This window comes from Bacteroides sp. UBA939 (assembly GCF_002293435.1).
GTDB lineage: Bacteria > Bacteroidota > Bacteroidia > Bacteroidales > Bacteroidaceae > Bacteroides.
Window position 1 is genome coordinate 1 of sequence record NZ_DBDF01000127.1, and the last position, 18,660, is coordinate 18,660.

Below are 18,660 nucleotides of genomic sequence, written 5' to 3' on the forward strand. Positions count from 1 at the left end.
TTAAAGCATAAACGGAGTATCGGCTTTAATTCCTTTAACTCCTCGAAGCGATAACTCCTTTAACTCCTGATTCGCATGAATAATGAAAGATGTTTTGGGCGAAACTAATGCTGAGCAGAATTTAAACAGGCTCTTATTCACATAATTTGGAAAGTGGTATCTTGTAGTCTTCCCCTAAAGATTCCTTATGCTCTTTACAGAAGCGGTCGTAAATACTCTTTGCAATTCCTTTTTTTCCCTCTGAAAACAACACAGAGCATTTGGCAGATAAGGCATCTTCATTCAATGGGTCATGCAGAAACATGATATCGGTAATGCGAAGAATCATTTCATGATTGTTTTTCCGACATTCTATATCCAACAGATTCCTTAGTAAATCAATAGAAAGACTGGAATATTCATCCTTAAATTCATCCAGCCAGTCAACAATGATATTAGATAACAAAGGGCCATACAATAACAGTTCCAATATCTGATTTAAAAACACATCATCTTTTTGAGTACCGTTCCGCCGAAACAATTCCATATCCCGAAACGCTGTGCAATAATCACAGAATACATTTTCTTTCCACTTCATTTTCAAGAATCCGCCCTCGCTAATCACTTCCACATCACCCACATCTTCTAATAATACACGCAACTTGCTTAATGTGACATATCTATTATTTCTGGCAGCAACTTCATCTTTGTCCGACCAAAGTATCTCAGTCACTTTCCTTGTCAGAATTCCTTTCTCATTCTTTTCTGTATAAAGAATCAATAAAATCAAAAGGCTCTTCAGGCGGGGGGTAAAGTTCGAAGTTATGTCATTGCCCTTTTTATCCCTTATATTGAATGTTCCAAGTAAGGATATTGCTGAATGACTGCGATCAAAATAACATTCTACAGGTTCAGGCATTATTGATAGACTTTCATCTATTTTCTCTCTTATTACACCTGTCGTGTTTTCTAACATGATTTTCCGTTTTTTACTTCTACTCCTTTTATTATATAGAAAGCCAGCAACAGATATCAGCAAAAGCCAGGCAGACAGCCAATACCACAGCCAAGTATCCTCCGACACCTCTTCCCGGGGCTGCATAATATCAGCCTGACTCATCAATGGGGTATTTATGGAATAAATAGATACATCATGTGTGCGATCGATCTGTATTTTATCCATTACCAGGAAGAGTTTATCATGAGATGGAGATGAATAAAAACTAAAATCACAATCCTGATGAATCACATTATTATGAATAGGCATTGAAACAGCAGTCCAAATTGTATCATTCATGGATACTTTCCAAAGAACTCCGCCATTTTCCAGGGATACTGCATAAAAAGAGCTGTCTTCAGGCTCAAAATACATAGATGAAGCCATTAGCATAGGGGCATCCGTCTGTTCTTTTTTCCAGACCACACGCGACTTGTGTCTTTTCAGGTCAATAGCACAAAGCTCGGTGTAGAAGTGAGAACTTAATTCCTGTTTGCCATGCTTATTTCCTCTACCACCCAAAATATAAAGTTCATCACCAACAACTGCTACTGCGGAAGAATAACGAGGATTAAGTAATGGCTCATACTGAATGACTTCCATCTTTTCAGCAATAAAATTCATGCGAAACAAATCGTTTTGATACCTGTAAAAACCATATCCGCCAAAAAAATAAAAAGAAGAATCTGCCGGATTATACGTACGGGCATGATTGTAATAGCTGGGTTCCTCTTTATTGCGCTCAACTGAACTCCACCGGTTTGTTTCAAAAGAAAAGAAAGAGACACGCTTTTGTGACAGAGAGTAAGACGCTAATTTATTAGTAAGGGTATCAAAAATAAGGTGATCAGTAAATTCCATTGCCGGATATCCTCCCTGCACATTAATCTCACTTGTTATGACCCCATTTTCATCCATCACCTCCACCTTGTTCGGCTTTACCAGATAAAATAAAGCATCAGCAGCATTGAAGGCAACATCCAACCTGTGGGGAACTGTTCCTCTATAGATCTGCTTCCATTCAATATGATTATCTATTAACCAATTGGGAAACTGTGCCCGGGATATGGCACCGTCTATTTCATCATAGCAGATATCATCATTATGTTTCCATAACCGCCATTCACGAGTTTGCTTCCCATCCTGCGCTATTTTTACATTCCTCAAATTGATCGGTGCTATATCCGCCAGATATTCGGGAGCATAACCAAACAACGCCCTCACTTGATGTGTGCCGCGTAAAGGTACCATTATAGTAGTGTCTTTCCCTGCATAACTTACTTCAATGGAATTATTATTCATATTCATCTGCAAAGAAACGGACACCCATTGTTCTCTTTCTATAGGGCTGTCAATCGTCACCATTCCTTCATTAAAAACCAATGCCGGATAGTGAGAACGTCTTCCTGCAACAAACGAGAAGCGGATCAATTGATTTGTATTAGTGTACAAATGTAGAATCGACCCGAAATCCGGTTCGTTATTACGTACCCACATTTGAAAAGAAATGGTAAATTCATTTTCAACCTCAAAAGGCTTATTTTCATCCAGGATGAGAGAGGTTCTTTCAGTACTAAGAGTGAAATGAGACCTGAAATAGAGTCCATTATTATAGACAGAGGCAAATAGATTCGCTCCGGTACACAGGAGGAACACAAGTAAGATGTATCTGCAATAGTTTTTCATATTTCTGTTTAAAGAACGCTATACAAAGGTACAAAAAAAATATAAAACGACTTATAAGCTCTAACCTGTATTATTCATATTCAGGAGTTTATAAGCAGGACTATCTCTATTAGCTTCNNAGAGAAGCTAATAGAGATAGTCCAATACTGAACCTATCAAAAAAACTACGCTTTACCTCCAATCCATTTACCTGCCATTCTTTATTTCGCTTCAGGATTCACGAACAACGCTTTCAACGAAGAGAGGAATTCATTTCTGTTATCACATCTGAAGTTACCATTGAATTCATTCTTATCTCTTTCTCCGATTTTGAGACTTAACTTATTCCAACCTTGCAACAAGGGCAACTCTTTATAAATAGCTTCACGGCTATTTTGCCCGGTAGCTGTATATACCTTATCGTTAATAGTAAGCTGACATTCTTTGGCTTTCACCACCAAAGTCAGTTTAGGCATATTAGGTTCAATCAGCAGGTCGTCCAATGGGCGAGGACTGAATACATAAATATCCAATGCCCATCCGGTGGCTGTTTTTACTAACTTTTCTTTTGTGGCAACCGGGAATACCAGTTCATTGTCGCGCAAGAAGAAAACTTCGTTTGATTTTACTTCAATCTCCCGGCAGCCAATTCCGGCATTCTTCAAGATTGCTCCTAACGTATTATACCCCTTTTCTGAGTTAGTAAACTCTTTCAGTGTACTGACATAGAAGCAGGCATCGCTATTTTGATATTTTACAAATACAGGAGTAGCGGCTGTACATTCATACTCGCTTCGTATCGTACTGGCGGTCTTGATTTCTTCCGGACGTTTATTCCAGGCTCTCCAATCTGTCTTACAGGCGTTCAGCAATACATCTCCTTCTTCCACTAAAGCACCTTTCAAAGAATATTCCGAAGCATCCGCCCGCTGAAGTTCGCAGAAGTAGAAATCAGAATTGTTCAATCCACGAATCCATGACTTCTGTACAGGCAGGAAAGAAGAACGCTTCAGGTTGTCCAATGCTACCGGGAGAGGCAATATCTCATTATAAACATTTACGGTTTCAGGCGTCAATCCCCATATCCACACATCGGCGCCTTTGGCAATGTTGGCCAACAGGCTTTTCTTTTCGGCGGCAGATAAAGCGTAAGTACCATCTACGATATAAATCATCCGTGCAGGAGCTGTCACTTTAGTGGCAAACTTCACACCTTGTGTGTCCAATATATTCTTTAACTTGCTATCCGCTCCTCCAATGAAAACAACTTCCTCATATTTCTCTGCAGGAGCCGCTGCCGGGGTTTCATATTGCTTCTTGTCAATCTCAGTATATGCCGACCAGGCAGGATGTCCCGGTGCATTGGCCGCACGCATGGCATCGTACATAGGCCATGTGTCATACAAAGGCAGGTTCGGGTCATATCCCGGATTGAATGTAGTACAATAAGGTCCAACACGTTCCGGTTGTACGCCCGGCACACCTTCTTTATATTCCGTGAAGAAGATACCGTCTTTGTCGATATCCGGCTTCGTAGTTAAGTCTTTCTTACCCAGCGGCAGAGGTTTCAGAGCATACCATGCCATATTGAATACCGTACTGTAAGAAGCATTCATCGAACGTTGGTTGGCAAGCAGGTGGTAACATTCATTTGCCAATCCCTCCATACGTCCCAGTTGGGACTCATAAGCTCTTTCACCATTATACTTGGCAACTTGTTCCGGAGTACCGTAGTAGGCCATACTATGTTCACCGATACCCCAGGGCTTACCTATTTCTATCCAATGTTTCATTGACCCCATATCACCATAGTGACCTACCGTAACCGGCAATATACCGTCTCCATCATCCTCACCGTCAGCAGAAATCCACGGGCGGGTAGGATCGTTGGTGCGGACAATATCCCTCCAGTCTTCCCAAGCCTTTTTCTGCTGAGGCATCAGTTCCGGTCTGTTATATACATGCAGAATCACCGGCTTGTTTTCATTACTGATGCTCCAGCCAAATACGGAGGCATGATTGCGATCTCTGAGTACGAAACGTCTCAGATGGTCTTTCGATGCTTCCCAGAAGAGGTCAGAATCCAATTTCGGGCCACCGTCGCTTGCCCAATTGGCCGTTTCATTCAAAACACAAATACCCATTTCGTCAGCTACATCCAGATAAAAGCGGGGATAGATTTGTGCATGAGGACGAACTGCATTCCCATTCATACCCTTAATGGCAGTAAACCAGGCCCATGCATATCTGCGCGTCATCTGCGGAATTCCCATAAAATGCCATGAATCGCCTCTCAACTGGTAAGGTTTACTGTTCAGGCATTGCGTAGTACCTTGCAGAGTCCATTCACGCCATCCGAAGCGTTCGTACTTGACGTCCAAAGTTTGTTTCTTTGTCTGCAATGAAAGCAGTACAGCATAAAGATTAGGCTGTTCGGGTGTCCAGAAGTTCAGTTCACCGGATACCGGAACCTGCAATACCACCTTTGTTGAGGTATTGGCAGGAACAGCTACCTTGACGGGAGCTATTTTCAGCGCTTCCTCTCCCAACTCCCAAGCAGGTACCGGAGCCGAATTAATATCTGTTCCCGCTAAATTCACCCATTCGTTGATATTGCCCTGAATCTGCAAGTCGGCTTTCTTCTCCGTATTATTCTGCACGGTTACTTCCAGCTCAAGCATATTCTTCGAAACGAGCGGCTTCACATATACATCTTCCACATACACTTTGGGCAATGCCAGCAGATATACATCCTGCCAGATACCAACAATATGATACCCCCACATAGAGCCTGCCGGAATAATGCGGCGACCAATAGTAGAGTTGTTTTCAAATAAAGACTGGCTCCGGACGCCTACCCACACTTCAATCCTTTCACCGGCAACTACCTTATCCGTAATGTCTATGCTGAACGGGAGGAAGATATCAAAATTCTCACCGACTTTCTCCTTATTCACATATACTTCCGTATATCCGGACACCGCTTCAAAATAGAGTTTTATCTGTTGTCCGTCCCAATCCGCGGGAATGGTTATGCTCTTCTTCATCCATGCCATTCTCACTTGATCCCATTCCTTCGGGTAAGATGGATAGTTGCGATGGTCGGGGCCTTCCACGTTTCTGTTAGCAAAAGAGTTGACGTTCCATGGTGATGGAATCTTTATGCGTGTTTTGCTCCATTCATTTTCTTGTGGAAGCGGCAATTCCGGTACAATGCCTTTGCCTTGCACATATCCTTGCGGCAAAGCCACAGGTTGGAAATCCCAAAATCCATTCAGGCAAATCTCTTTCCTATACTCTTTTTCGGTTCTGTTCACAATACCTTCACTTGGTGCAAATGCAAAATCATACACCAATTTTCCATCGCTCGACGCACTCTGCCCCATTACCTCGCCGGGTAATAAAAACAAGGCTGACAGCAAGCATGCTAAAATCGCTTTTTGTTTCATTAAAAATACTGTTAATTTAGGTGTTAAACACATTTATGATTTGCCTCCAAAGTAAGCGACAGGATATTAAAAAGTTACTCAAAACCGGATTAAAATAGACTTAAAAACGTATTAATCGCCTATAAATTAAGTGACTCGAGGAGATGTCGAGTTAAAAATATAGAAAAAGCCCACTAAAACGATCATTTTAGTGGGCTTTTGCCTATAAATACCCTGATTGTTGTGCGGATGATAGGACTCGAACCTACACGCCTCTCGGCACCAGATCCTAAGTCTGGCGCGGCTGCCAATTACGCCACATCCGCAGGCTATTTTTGTTTAGCGTCGGCAAAGATAGGAAGTTTTTTCCGTTCCAACAAGTTCTAACCTGCATTATTCATGTATTTTTAATCCGCAGAATAAGAACTTCAACCGAATTATTTTATACTATAAATGAGGGTTTTGCGAAGCGGAGCTTCGCAGTGGTTAGTGTTTAGTGATAAGTGATTAACAGTAGTATCACTAAGAAGATAAGAATCCGCGTTCGTCCGCTTAATCCGCGTCGTCCGCGTATCTATTCTCACTACTAAATTCTCATTTATAATACAAACTATTTATGACGAGACACTTACACGGATTTATTTAAAACCCGAACTGTGTTATCTGCGCAATCTGCGGGTGAAAAATCTTTGTTTGCGAACTAAGGGATATATATGGTTCGTGCACGATATATATATGGTTCGTAACGGTACAAAGATAAACAAGCGTAATTACCGGTCAATTTTTAGAAGTTCGCGCGCCCTTTCTATAATGGTATCAATTCCCTTGTCTTCATCCTCTTTCACCATATCTATTTTCTCATCCGGGTCTATACCGAACTCGATATGTTTCTTTTCCGCATCCAGATGTGGGCTTGCGGAAAAGCGTACTGCCCAACCGTTGGGAAGTTCCGAAGAGAAAGGTAATCCTGAACCGCCACCGGTTTTGTCACCTACCAGGGTGACATTCGGGAAGTAGCGCATGGCATTCACAAAATCATTTGTAGCGCTATAAGAATGACGATTGGCAAGGAGCATCACCTTCTTTTGCCAACGGATGCTGTTCGAAGGCTCCAGGTAGATAGGTTCGGGGTTGGAAAAGTCATTGTGCCCTTTCCCTGTTTTATGTTGAATATAACCTGTTAGTGTTTTTTCGTTAGTGAAACGGGCGGCAATACTCGTGGAGTAGGTGAGGGTTCCTCCGCCGTTATTGCGTACATCAATAATCAATCCGTTGCAGGGAGCAAGGTAGGAGAGTATTTCATCAAGGTTGCCGTTGCCGACACCGCTGGAGAATGATTCATAGTAGATGTATCCTATGTTGTCTTCGAGTATCTTGTACTTCATGCCTCCGGCGATACGATAATCCCGTCCGAGGTATGTTCGTTCGATGATCCCTTCGTTGAAGTTGCGCGGATAATCCAGATACCAGTCCCAGTATCGCGCCGTATTCGAGGCGTTGTACAGATTGACATGTCCGTCTTTTAATTCAGCCAACATGTTGCCAAGCACTTCGAATAAACCGTCATTAGTCATGTTGGAGGTTATGAGCGGCTGGTATTTATTGTGAATGGCATCCCAGTCTATTTGTTTATAATCAAGGAAACAATATTGCTCGTCGATAATTTTCCACAAAGCCTCGAAATTGCCTTGCGGGGAATTCTCGAACTCTTCTTCCCGGATACAGCCCGACAGCAAAGGCAGTAACATGACAATTACCCCAAGCCATCTCAACTTACTGATATAATATGTTCTTTTTATCTTCATCGTCTGTCATTTATCAGCTATGATTAACCCTTATCATTTAATGAAAAATAATTCTTTCACGACGCCCACCATGAATACGTGAGAGTAGGCATGTGTCTTTATGTTGTTCACTTTAGCCTGTTGCGCATCCCATATATAAGCGAGGCGCATTTTTACCTTTCCTACGGGGAAGTCGGCAGTTATCATTTGCCGCAAAGAGGGCTGGTTGTGCAGGGAGGTGAAATTGATAATTCCATCCCGGTTACCCAAAGTAAATATCTCATAGTATGACTGTCCGTAATGCGGTGAGAACATCATCCCCATGAAAGGCAGGTTGACTTGATAGCGCAAGGTCAGCGGATAGTTTTTAATTCGCAAGTCCCATATAGCCATGCCTGACGCGTCCAAGTTGATGTAGGCGCGTGCCTGCGCCGGATTGTTACCATTCCGAAGGTTGTAAACGAAACCGCCGTTCAGGTCGATAAGCCCTCCGGCAAGCAGCTTGAAGTTGGAAGTAATCGGGAAATGATAATGCAATCCGTAATTCCAGTTTGCCAAACCTGAAAATGCGTTGTTGTTCTCCGTATGATTCCGGGTATAGCTTACGTCCGCCTGGAAAAAGCTTTGCGAGGATAGATTGCCGTTCATCCACTTGGTCATACGCATGCTTTCGCGCGAAATGCGAAAGTCGATACCTGTATATTCTTGCGGGGACAGATAGGTGTCGAAAACATTGGTATAGCCCACGCCGTACATCGTGGCGCGGGTTACAAAGCGTGTCCTTGCCGAAGAATCTGCCTTTAACTCCTGCAACGCCCTGTCTTCAACGCTTTGCGCTTTTATGCTTCCCCCCCACAAGAGCAGGCATCCTGTTATTATTCCTATCTTATATAATTTCATTAAAAACATAGTTGTTTAGTTAGTACTTAATCATAATTAGCTTATATTGTAAATGATAAATTATGCTTGAACACAGAGGTACAGAGCCACAGTGTTTTTTCTTTCTTTTAAGAAGAGAACCTGAACAAGAGCACACAGAGAGGGTGACTACGTCGCAGAGAGAAAAGACTCTGTGTCTCTGTGCCTCTGTGTTTAGTTTAAAACAGCTTCATCTGCCCCGTTAACTCATCCCGGATGTCATCATCGCTTTTACCGTAATCGGGATCCAGAATCTCAGGCTCTTCTTCTTCCCTGTCTTCCGGCTCCTGCCGCACTTCGGGCTGACGCGTAGGTTCCAACTCGTTGACCGTCTCCATTGTGAAGGTGGTGATACGTTTCCCTTTTGCCTTGAAACCTTTTACGGCGATGAATTCGTCCGCTTCTATAATCATCGGTTCACGGAAACTGTCGTGCCCGCCGAATATAACTTCCAGGCGAGGATAATATTCATCCGTCAGCAGCAGCAGGCGATTGTTCTTGTTTTCCCCTATATAATTCTGTTTACGTCCGGTTGCTTCCATGCAGAAACGTTTGATATAGGGAAGGTTCTGCTGGTCGGCATCGTAGAGTACGGCAGTCCATATCTTGTTCGGATCGTATTTCTCCATTATACGTATCGAGTCTTCGTAGTGGTTGCTGAGGTCGATGTTCGTGATGTAGAAGTCACCGTTGTTCAGCACTACGAGGATTAATTCGTCGCTGTGGAATTCACCGAGGTATTCACCGCGTCCGTCGTAGTTGAGGCGCAGGATATCACGGTCGAACCACACCCTTCGTCCGCCCAGGGTAGAACCGCCGCGTTGCTTCAAGGCAACCTTGTGAACGGGTAGTTTGGTGAGGATATTACCTATAGATTGGCGTCCTTTGATGTTGATTTTGCTGAAGTCTTCCTCAAAGATAATCCGGCGAACGCGCGGGTTCGGTTTCAGGGTCACTTTAATTACTTCGGCTTCACCGTTGGGGTTGGCGCTGAAGTAAACCACGCGGGAGTCGGGAGTTCCCTGGGTGACATCATATTCACGGTCGCGTACGATGGCGGTTACGGCAAAGCGTTTGATGTAGTGCATTCCCTCTTTTCCGTTGCGATATACCACGTTGTATATGGTTCGTTTATCATTCTTCTTGAATATGGTGGCATAAAGGATATTTTTACCTACGAATTTCTTATCCGCTACCGGCGTGATGATGTACTTACCGTTGCGGAAGAAAATGATAACGTCGTCAATATCCGAACAGTTGCTGAGGAACTCGTCTTTCTTCAGTGCAGTGCCGATGAAACCCTCTTCGCGGTTGATGTATAGTTTTTCATTGGCTTCTACTACCTTGGCTGCCTCAATGATATCGAAGTTGCGTAACTCTGTACGGCGGGGGAAGTTCTTGCCGTATTTGTCTTTCAGCATCCGGAACCAGTCGGTGGTGTACTTTACAATGTGGGCAAGATGATTGTCAACCTCTTCGATGTCCGCTTTCATGCGGGCTATCAGCTCGTCGGCCTTGTCGGAGTTGAACTTAAGGATACGTCCCATCTTGATTTCCATCAGCTTGAGGATGTCCTCTTTGGTCACTTCGCGAATAAACTGTGAGTAGTAAGGCGTCAGGCGCTTGTCGATGTGTTTGCAGGCTGCATCAATATTCTTTGCCTCCTCAAATTCCTTATCCTTGTAAATGCGCTCTTCAATGAAAATCTTTTCGAGCGATGCGAAATGCAGGCTTTCCAGGATTTCGTTTTTGCGTATTTCAAGCTCTTGTTGTAGCAAGGATAAAGTATTGTCGGCCGATTTCCTCAGTACGTCACTAATCGTAAGGAAGTGAGGTTTGCTATCATCAATCACGCAACAGTTGGGAGAGATACTTATCTCGCAATCCGTAAAGGCATAGAGGGCGTCGATGGTCTTGTCCGAAGACACGCCTGGCGCCAGATGAACCAGAATTTCCACGTTGCCGGAGGTCAGGTCTTCTACCTTCTTGATTTTGATTTTTCCCTTTTCGCTTGCCTTCACTATGGAGTCGCAGACGCTGGCAACAGTTTTCCCGTAAGGAATTTCTTTGATGGCAAGCGTCTTGTTGTCCACCTTCTCTATTTTGGCACGTACGCGTACTGCGCCGCCGCGTTCGCCATCGTTGTATTTGGCTACGTCAATGCTTCCTCCCGTCTGAAAATCGGGATAAAGTTTAAATTCCTCACCATTCAGGAAAGAGATGGAAGCATCGCAAAGCTCATTGAAGTTGTGGGGTAGTATCTTGGATGAAAGACCTACCGCAATGCCTTCCACACCCTGCGCTAAGAGCAAGGGGAATTTCACGGGTAAGGTTACCGGTTCCTTGTTTCGTCCGTCATAAGAAAGTTTCCATTCGGTGGTTTTGGGGTTGAATACTACATCGAGGGCGTACTTGGACAGGCGCGCTTCAATGTAACGGGAAGCGGCGGCGCCGTCGCCTGTAAGTATGTTACCCCAGTTTCCTTGGCAGTCTACAAGCAAATCTTTCTGTCCCAGCTGTACCAGTGCGTCACCAATGGAAGCATCGCCATGCGGGTGGAACTGCATGGTGTGGCCTACGATGTTTGCCACCTTGTTATAACGTCCGTCCTCCATGCGCTTCATAGAGTGCAGGATACGCCGTTGTACGGGTTTCAAACCATCGTTAATATGGGGAACGGCACGTTCCAGGATGACATACGAAGCATAGTCCAGAAACCAGTTCTGGTACATACCACTAAGTTGATGCTTAGCTTTTACGTCTTTCGTATCTGCGGGTTTATAATCCGAATGTCCTTCACTCCCTTCCGGGAGTTCATTCTCCAAGTCTTCTTTCGGAACTTCCAAGTCTTCGCTCATATCTGTTTGGGGATATCTATTCTGTATATTCACTGGTTTTTTCAGTCGAATGCAAAAATACGAATTTTATCGGTAAAACCTGCAAGAGAAGATTCTTTTTCCCGAATCACGAATGCTGACCGCTTGCTTAGGCGTCTTAAACAGGGGGTATATGTCAGATGAAAACCATATTGTTATTTCTCAACCGTTGAAGATACATGCGGAATAGAATATCCGGGATGAAATAAGTATTGTCTTCTACCGACAGCAAATCCAGTTCCATCAATTTGCGGGCAGCCGCCTGAATAGCGCTACTGGAAACCAATGAATACTTGCGGATGAAACCGGCGCTCATGATTTTCTCTGCTTTGCCTTCCGCGGCTATGGCATATAGCAACTCTTTCTGCCGTTCGGGAATCCTGGACAACATCTGACGATAGCCTCTGCCTGCTTCATCCAGAATCTCATCGACTGTTTCTCTTAATGTATCCGGCGTACATGCACCACCTGCAGGGGTGTTGATGAAAGCCTCGTGAAAGGTCTTCTGCATATAATACGTATTGCCGTCAAATAGATGGTATATTTTCAGTATGTCCTCCTCGTTAATTTCCCGCTCATAAACATTAAACCAGTGATGAACGAAGGGTATGTATTTGAATTATACAAATCGTATAATTCAAAATGAATAATTACTATCCTGCCATATCACGTATGCTTAAGTTCCGACGGGAAGAATAAATGTTCCGCATCGAGAAAGACAACATAAAACACATTCCCTATAATATGTCCTGCAACTCTGGGCTTCTGTCCTTTAATATCCATAACCACTGCCCAGTTGATGTTTTTATCTTGAATCACGGTTTGAGGATATCTAAATCCGGAAGATGGTGGAAAAGCTCCATATATCTTAATCATACGTTGTTGTTGTGCTTCTACCATATTACATTTGCATATTTCACCGAATTTTTCTACCATGTATGCCAGCAACTTCTTCTCTTGCCACTCCGGATATGATTGACCTGGCGGAATTTGCCTTACATCAAAGTCCTTAAAGCTGAATACAACCTTAGGCAAATCCTCTTTTACTTTTCTCTCCTCTTTGGTGTTGCTTCGGCGTTCAAGAGACTTTTCGTCGATACTGCTAAACTTTTTCTTGAATTTATTCATCATCGGCGGTCTTTGAAAATTCATTTACGAAGCGGGCTATATCGCCAAAATATGGAATCGCACCGTATTTTCCTATTAGATAATCCTTCTCAAACGAGGCGTCGTTTCGCACACTTGTGGCTTGATTTATTTTGTATTCGACTAAAGAGTACAGGTCTGAACTGCCGGATGCGCTGTCTTTCTCTGTGAACCAGATTTGGTCGCGGCGGAATAAATCGTTTCTTAATAAGTTAGTATCATGTGATGCAAAAATCAATTGGGCATTGGTTGTATTGATTGTTGACTGGAATATTTTTAGCAATTCTATGGATAACTTGGTGTGAATATTGCTTCCAAATTCGTCTATAACAAGAACGCTTCCATTTTCCAGTGTATCGAACCATGGGCCTAAAAGAGCAAACAACCTTTGTGTTCCGGCAGATTCTAATCCGAATTTCAATTCTGCTAACTCCATTAAATTCATTGCCTCATCATATTTCTTATGATAGGATGTTATTTCGAATTCTTTTCTTTCTAATTTTTTAAGCCCGCTTTGGGAAAAATTCTTTTTTAATTCCTCTTGCAGTTCACTGATCAATGAATTTATTTTGGGATATTTTTTAGCCTCAGTTATTTCCGGAATGACTTCTCCCAATATTTGTTCTTCAATATGGATATCCTCTATCCCAACATCTACTAACCTTATGAAATCAATAACAGTTTTTTTGAAAGTCGGATTATTAAGAAATTTATTAACGGTATATCCGACGGTATCTGTCGAATCTCCCGACAGAATATTGATATGTTCTTTAAACCAATTTTGTATCAGGATAGATTTCTCGCCATTCCACTGTGCTACGGAAGAAAGGAATAAGGTGTTTTTTCTTGTCCGGGTCTCAACGTCCTTTCCTTCTCTGAAGGTTTTTGAATTTACTTTTATTTCCTGGTATTCACGGGTAAAGCAGTTGCTTTCTCTGGTCGATTCGTTTGTATTCAAGAAAAACAGCCATTCGGAAACGATTTCATTTTTAGTGACTTCAAATCCATATCTATAACGGGTGTCTTCAATCATGAAAATCATTTCGAAGGAAGACTCTAATTTCTCGGTCAAGGAACTAAACAAAAAAGGCGTTACTTTAATTTCTTCTTCAGCAAGACTTTCTCTGGATGAATTTAATATAAATGCCCGGAAGAAGCTGAGGGCTGAAAACAGATTGCTCTTTCCGCTACCATTTGCACCATAAATAGCAGCACTTTTAAGATATTTCACTTTTTTGCTATTATCTGTAAAGACATTGTTCAGATCTTCGTTTTCGCCTTCTAATTCCTTCACGGAGTTTGAGCCTATCATGCTAAAGGTGACAGGGCTTTTGAACGATAAGTAATTGCTTACGCTAAATTCTATTATCATCTTACTTGTGTGTATTGGGGTTATTTTTCGCAAAGATAATCGTTTTTTTAAATCCGCAAACAATAAAAAATGAGAAAAATTCGCAGAATATCTGATTTAACGCTTAAAATAAGCCGGTTAGGGACCGATATATCCTCGAACTTGTCAGCGTGCCGCCTGCTGACTTTTCTCACCGACTATCCGAGCTATTCTTTCTCCCTGTTTCACCCTTGTCTGCTCCTTACCTGCTCCTTACCTGCTCCTTTGCAAATTCGGTTCTATAGACAAGGAGAAGGTAAGGAACAGGTAAGCTATAAATAACTACCCGGTACGGTTCAGGCATGGAATCAGTGCGGTCGGGCTGTGGAGTCGGCGCGGTTTTCTACGACAATGGCGTCGCAGCCTTCCTTACCGGGCAAATTATGGCGGGAGTGCAAGGCGAGAGTTTGCAACGATAAGATAAATTAATAACCCACCTGCCCGACTTACGATATAAATCCCTATCTTTGTGGCGCTTTTTAATAAAGAACAGGATTAAAATTAATAGATACAACAAGAAAGATGGCACAAGAAGACGTTTTTAAGAAACTCGTATCACATTGCAAGGAATATGGCTTCGTATTCCCTTCCAGCGACATTTACGACGGACTGGGAGCTGTGTATGACTACGGGCAGATGGGTGTGGAACTGAAAAATAACATTAAGCAATACTGGTGGCAGAGTATGGTGCTGTTGCACGAAAACATTGTCGGCATTGATTCCGCTATATTCATGCACCCCACTATCTGGAAAGCCAGCGGGCACGTGGACGCATTCAACGACCCGTTGATTGACAACCGTGACTCCAAAAAACGCTATCGTGCCGACGTACTGATTGAAGACCAACTCGCCAAGTACGATGATAAGATAGATAAAGAAGTAGCGAAGGCAGCCAAACGCTTCGGAGACGCTTTTGACGAAGCACAGTTCCGTAGCACGAACGCCCGCGTACTCGAGAATCAGGCTAAGCGCAACGCTTTGCACGAACGTTTCGCAAAAGCCCTCAATGATAGCAACCTCGATGAACTCCGCCAGATTATCCTGGACGAAGAAATCGTTTGCCCCATCAGCGGTACGAAGAACTGGACGGAAGTTCGCCAGTTTAACCTGATGTTTTCCACCGAAATGGGTTCCACGGCAGATGGCGCCATGAAGATTTACCTGCGTCCGGAAACGGCTCAAGGCATCTTTGTGAACTACCTCAATGTACAGAAAACCGGACGTATGAAAGTACCTTTCGGCATTGCACAGATTGGTAAGGCTTTCCGTAACGAGATTGTTGCCCGTCAGTTCATCTTCCGTATGCGTGAGTTCGAACAGATGGAAATGCAGTTCTTTGTGAAGCCCGGAACGGAACTGGACTGGTTCAAGACGTGGAAAGAAACCCGTTTGAAGTGGCATAAAGCGCTGGGCTTTGGTGACGACCATTACCGTTATCACGACCATGACAAGCTGGCTCACTACGCTAATGCCGCTACCGATATCGAATTCCTGATGCCGTTCGGTTTCAAGGAAGTAGAAGGCATCCACAGTCGTACCAACTTTGACTTGTCCCAGCATGAGAAATTCTCGGGCAAGAGCATCAAGTACTTCGATCCGGAACTGAATGAATCCTACACTCCGTACGTTATCGAAACCTCCATAGGCGTTGACCGTATGTTCCTCAGCATCATCTCTGCTTCTTATTGTGAAGAACAGTTAGAAAACGGAGAAAGCCGCGTAGTGTTGAAATTGCCTGCCGCGTTGGCTCCTGTGAAACTCGCTGTGATGCCGTTGGTGAAGAAAGACGGTCTGCCCGAAAAGGCGCGTGAAATCATCGACAGCCTGAAGTTCCACTTCCATTGCCAGTATGATGAAAAAGACTCTATCGGCAAACGCTACCGTCGTCAGGACGCTATCGGTACTCCATACTGCGTAACAGTTGACCATCAAACTCTGGAGGATAACTGCGTGACACTGCGTAACCGTGATACGATGCAGCAGGAACGCGTGGCTATCGCTGAACTGAATAATATTATAGCAGATCGTGTCAGCGTAACTTCGCTGCTGAAGATGTTGCAGTAACCTAACATATAAATGATTAGAATGAAAAGAAGACTCTTGGTATTTTTGCCTTTCCTGCTGTTCATGGCAGGCGTATTCACTTCTTGCGAAGAAGTGGAAGAGGAAGGTAAGTATGCGAACTGGCAGAAGCGTAATGAAGCGTTCATTGATTCAATAAAAGTGGTTGCCGGTAGTAGGTTGGTAAGCAAATTGGAGCAACTGGAAATGGTTCAGGAAGGAGAGATGTTCTATGTGATGAATAATTTTATCAGTACAGGTAAAAATCCTGAGTATATATATTGCAAAAAACTGAGAAAGAACCCAAGTGGGGATCGTCCACTCTTTGCAGGATCGGCTTACGTACATTATTACGGTACACTGATTACCGGCGCCAGGTTTGATGGAACTTTCACAGGTTATGGTGCAACAGATCGAAATATTCCTAATCCGCCGGCGAATGAACCGACGGTATTTGATTCACCTGTTTTGTTTAACCTGGGTTCATCTTCATTGATAACCGGATGGAGGGAGGTTTTGCAGTACATGCATGCCGGTGAGCGTATGATAGTTTATATTCCGTATAATTCAGCGTATGCTGCTGCCGGTAACGGAAGTGTTCCCGGTTATTCTGTGCTGACTTTTGATTTGATTATGACTGAAGTAGTTCCGTTGTAGTTCTAAAAGTATTATTCCCGGCTGTTCGGCTTTTAGATATACTGCCGGATAGCGCCGTTGAGTAAGACTCTTTTTAAATACCAATAATAGAGGCTGTCATTCCGAAGGGAATGGACAGCCTTCTTTATAGGATTCTTATAATTCTTTTCTTCGCATCCCTTTACCTGAATCTTATGGCTTTATTTTGCTGTTTCCTATTGAAAATGTGTATATTTGCACAAAACTCGTATCAGAAATGTGATTATTCACACGTTTCTGATATCAAAAATGTGATTCGTTATGTTTGAAAGAGATGTTGTCCGGCAATTAAAGGCATGGAAGACGGATGCGAACAGAAAGCCGTTGGTGGTTCATGGTGCACGACAGGTAGGTAAAACGTGGGTCTTAAAGTATTTCGGCAAGGAGTATTTTGAGGATGTCGCTTATTTCAGTTTGGATAAAGACGAGAGCGGACTTTGCGACATATTCAGAACAACTAAAGACCCTCAGCGGATTATTCAGCAACTGTCTTTTTTGCATGGGAGGAAAATAGAGCCTCAGACTACTTTGCTGATTTTGGATGAGATTCAGGAATGTAATGAAGCGCTGAATGCGTTGAAATATTTCTGTGAAGAGACTCCCGAATACGCAGTGGTCTGTGCAGGGTCTTTGTTAGGTATTTATCTGAATCATGTAGGCAAGTCGTTTCCGGTGGGGAAAGTGAACCATCTTTATATGTATCCGCTCACTTTTACAGAATTTTTGAGGACAAAAGACCCGGTTATGCACGAATACATGCATTCTATAGATAAAGTAGAACCCCTTCCACAAATCTTTTTCGATAAGCTGCGAGAGTCATTTACTGCTTATTCCATCTGCGGAGGTATGCCTGAACCTGCCACTTTGATGGTTGACTTTAATGATATGAAGAGGGTTGACTCGGCGCTTCAGGATATACTGAATGGTTATGCTTTGGATTTTGTAAAGCACACAACTGCGGTTCTGGCTCCCCGTATCAATTATGTATGGAATTCGCTGCCTTCGCAGTTGGCGAAAGAGAATCGTAAGTTTGTTTATCAGTTGGTTCGTCCGGGGGCGCGTGCCAGGGAATACGAGGATGCTATTCTGTGGCTGGAGCAGGCGGGGCTTATTAATAAGGTGTTGCTTAGCAAATCGCCTAAGTTGCCGTTGAAAGCTTATGATGATTTGAGCACTTTCAAACTTTATGCATTGGATTTGGGGCTGTTGAGGCGGTTGTCCGAATTGGATGCCGGTATTTTATTGCTGCCTACTCCTGCGTACTCTGAGTACAAAGGCGCATTGGCTGAGAACTATATATTGCAAAGCCTCACGGCGCAATTCCAAACGCCTTTCCGTTATTGGAGTTCAGGCAATAAGGCGGAGATAGACTTTTTACTTCAATATGCTAATCAGATTTATCCGATAGAGGTGAAAGCCGACCGGAATGTGCAGGGCAAAAGTCTGATTCAATATGAGAAACTCTTTCAGCCTGCTTGCCGTATCCGGTATTCGATGCTGAATTTGAAACGGGACGGGAATTTGCTGAATATACCTTTATTCCTGGCGGATAAGACGAAGGGGTTGTTGGGGAGGGAGTAAGGGTTGGTGATTAGGGGGTAGTAAATTAGTGATTAGGGATTAGTGAATTGGTGATTAGGGGTTAGTAAATTAGTGATTAGGGGTTAGTGATTAGTGATTTGTGATAAATGGTCAATGATTAGTGATTAACAGGAGTATCTCTATTCTCCTCCTCCCGGGA

The 18,660-nt window shown here is 43.2% G+C and carries 11 protein-coding genes and 1 tRNA gene; 3 read left to right on the forward strand and 9 right to left on the reverse strand.

Annotated elements, in window-relative coordinates; all coding sequences use genetic code 11:
* Positions 1–133: 133 nt before the first annotated feature.
* The 9 genes from B2Z67_RS08245 to B2Z67_RS08285 all read right to left on the reverse strand — a co-directional run bounded on the left by B2Z67_RS08245 (position 134) and on the right by B2Z67_RS08285 (position 14,087).
* Positions 134–2,662, reverse strand: coding sequence for a hypothetical protein (locus B2Z67_RS08245; protein ID WP_291529346.1), 2,529 nt, complete (start codon positions 2,660–2,662; stop codon positions 134–136).
* A 200-nt stretch (positions 2,663–2,862) separates the two neighbouring features.
* Complete coding sequence (locus tag B2Z67_RS08250) at positions 2,863–6,090, reverse strand: glycoside hydrolase family 2 protein (RefSeq protein WP_291529347.1); 3,228 nt, start codon at positions 6,088–6,090, stop codon at positions 2,863–2,865.
* A gap of 223 nt (positions 6,091–6,313) precedes the next feature.
* Positions 6,314–6,395 (reverse strand) — tRNA-Leu (locus B2Z67_RS08255).
* Between the two features lie 444 nt (positions 6,396–6,839).
* The gene (locus B2Z67_RS08260) at positions 6,840–7,874 is read right to left on the reverse strand and encodes a S41 family peptidase (protein ID WP_291529348.1); all 1,035 of its coding nucleotides are present in this window, start codon (positions 7,872–7,874) and stop codon (positions 6,840–6,842) included.
* A gap of 33 nt (positions 7,875–7,907) precedes the next feature.
* On the reverse strand, positions 7,908–8,753 hold the full coding sequence (locus B2Z67_RS08265) for a DUF3316 domain-containing protein (RefSeq protein WP_291529349.1): 846 nt from the start codon (positions 8,751–8,753) through the stop codon (positions 7,908–7,910).
* Between the two features lie 197 nt (positions 8,754–8,950).
* Entirely contained in the window at positions 8,951–11,629 is a 2,679-nt protein-coding gene (locus B2Z67_RS08270; RefSeq protein ID WP_291529350.1) for a DNA gyrase/topoisomerase IV subunit A, read from the reverse strand.
* Positions 11,630–11,783: 154 nt separating this feature from the next.
* Positions 11,784–12,158 (reverse strand): hypothetical protein, encoded by a 375-nt coding sequence (locus B2Z67_RS08275; protein ID WP_291529351.1) that lies wholly within the window; start codon positions 12,156–12,158, stop codon positions 11,784–11,786.
* A 155-nt stretch (positions 12,159–12,313) separates the two neighbouring features.
* Complete coding sequence (locus tag B2Z67_RS08280) at positions 12,314–12,778, reverse strand: hypothetical protein (RefSeq protein ID WP_291529352.1); 465 nt, start codon at positions 12,776–12,778, stop codon at positions 12,314–12,316.
* Complete coding sequence (locus B2Z67_RS08285; protein WP_291529353.1) at positions 12,768–14,087, reverse strand: AAA family ATPase; 1,320 nt, start codon at positions 14,085–14,087, stop codon at positions 12,768–12,770. The genes B2Z67_RS08280 and B2Z67_RS08285 overlap by 11 nt, the downstream gene beginning before the upstream one ends.
* Positions 14,088–14,705: 618 nt before the next feature.
* Between B2Z67_RS08285 and B2Z67_RS08290 the strand changes: the two genes are divergently transcribed.
* The 3 genes from B2Z67_RS08290 to B2Z67_RS08300 all read left to right on the forward strand — a co-directional run bounded on the left by B2Z67_RS08290 (position 14,706) and on the right by B2Z67_RS08300 (position 18,500).
* Complete coding sequence (locus tag B2Z67_RS08290; protein ID WP_291529354.1) at positions 14,706–16,247, forward strand: glycine--tRNA ligase; 1,542 nt, start codon at positions 14,706–14,708, stop codon at positions 16,245–16,247.
* A gap of 21 nt (positions 16,248–16,268) precedes the next feature.
* Positions 16,269–16,901: an FKBP-type peptidyl-prolyl cis-trans isomerase gene (locus B2Z67_RS08295; RefSeq protein WP_291529355.1), complete on the forward strand. Its 633-nt coding sequence runs from the start codon at positions 16,269–16,271 to the stop codon at positions 16,899–16,901.
* Between the two features lie 279 nt (positions 16,902–17,180).
* Positions 17,181–18,500, forward strand: coding sequence for an ATP-binding protein (locus B2Z67_RS08300; RefSeq protein ID WP_291529356.1), 1,320 nt, complete (start codon positions 17,181–17,183; stop codon positions 18,498–18,500).
* Positions 18,501–18,660: the final 160 nt, after the last annotated feature.

What these genes read in the sequence shown, in the direction of transcription:
- B2Z67_RS08275 (WP_291529351.1), bottom strand. Translation starts at nt 12,158, where the DNA reads ATGCAGAAGACCTTTCACGAGGCTTTCATCAACACCCCTGCAGGTGGT.
- B2Z67_RS08270 (WP_291529350.1), bottom strand. Translation starts at nt 11,629, where the DNA reads ATGAGCGAAGACTTGGAAGTTCCGAAAGAAGACTTGGAGAATGAACTC.
- B2Z67_RS08300 (WP_291529356.1), top strand. Translation starts at nt 17,181, where the DNA reads ATGTTTGAAAGAGATGTTGTCCGGCAATTAAAGGCATGGAAGACGGAT.
- B2Z67_RS08245 (WP_291529346.1), bottom strand. Translation starts at nt 2,662, where the DNA reads ATGAAAAACTATTGCAGATACATCTTACTTGTGTTCCTCCTGTGTACC.
- B2Z67_RS08295 (WP_291529355.1), top strand. Translation starts at nt 16,269, where the DNA reads ATGAAAAGAAGACTCTTGGTATTTTTGCCTTTCCTGCTGTTCATGGCA.
- B2Z67_RS08265 (WP_291529349.1), bottom strand. Translation starts at nt 8,753, where the DNA reads ATGAAATTATATAAGATAGGAATAATAACAGGATGCCTGCTCTTGTGG.
- B2Z67_RS08290 (WP_291529354.1), top strand. Translation starts at nt 14,706, where the DNA reads ATGGCACAAGAAGACGTTTTTAAGAAACTCGTATCACATTGCAAGGAA.
- B2Z67_RS08260 (WP_291529348.1), bottom strand. Translation starts at nt 7,874, where the DNA reads ATGAAGATAAAAAGAACATATTATATCAGTAAGTTGAGATGGCTTGGG.
- B2Z67_RS08280 (WP_291529352.1), bottom strand. Translation starts at nt 12,778, where the DNA reads ATGATGAATAAATTCAAGAAAAAGTTTAGCAGTATCGACGAAAAGTCT.
- B2Z67_RS08250 (WP_291529347.1), bottom strand. Translation starts at nt 6,090, where the DNA reads ATGAAACAAAAAGCGATTTTAGCATGCTTGCTGTCAGCCTTGTTTTTA.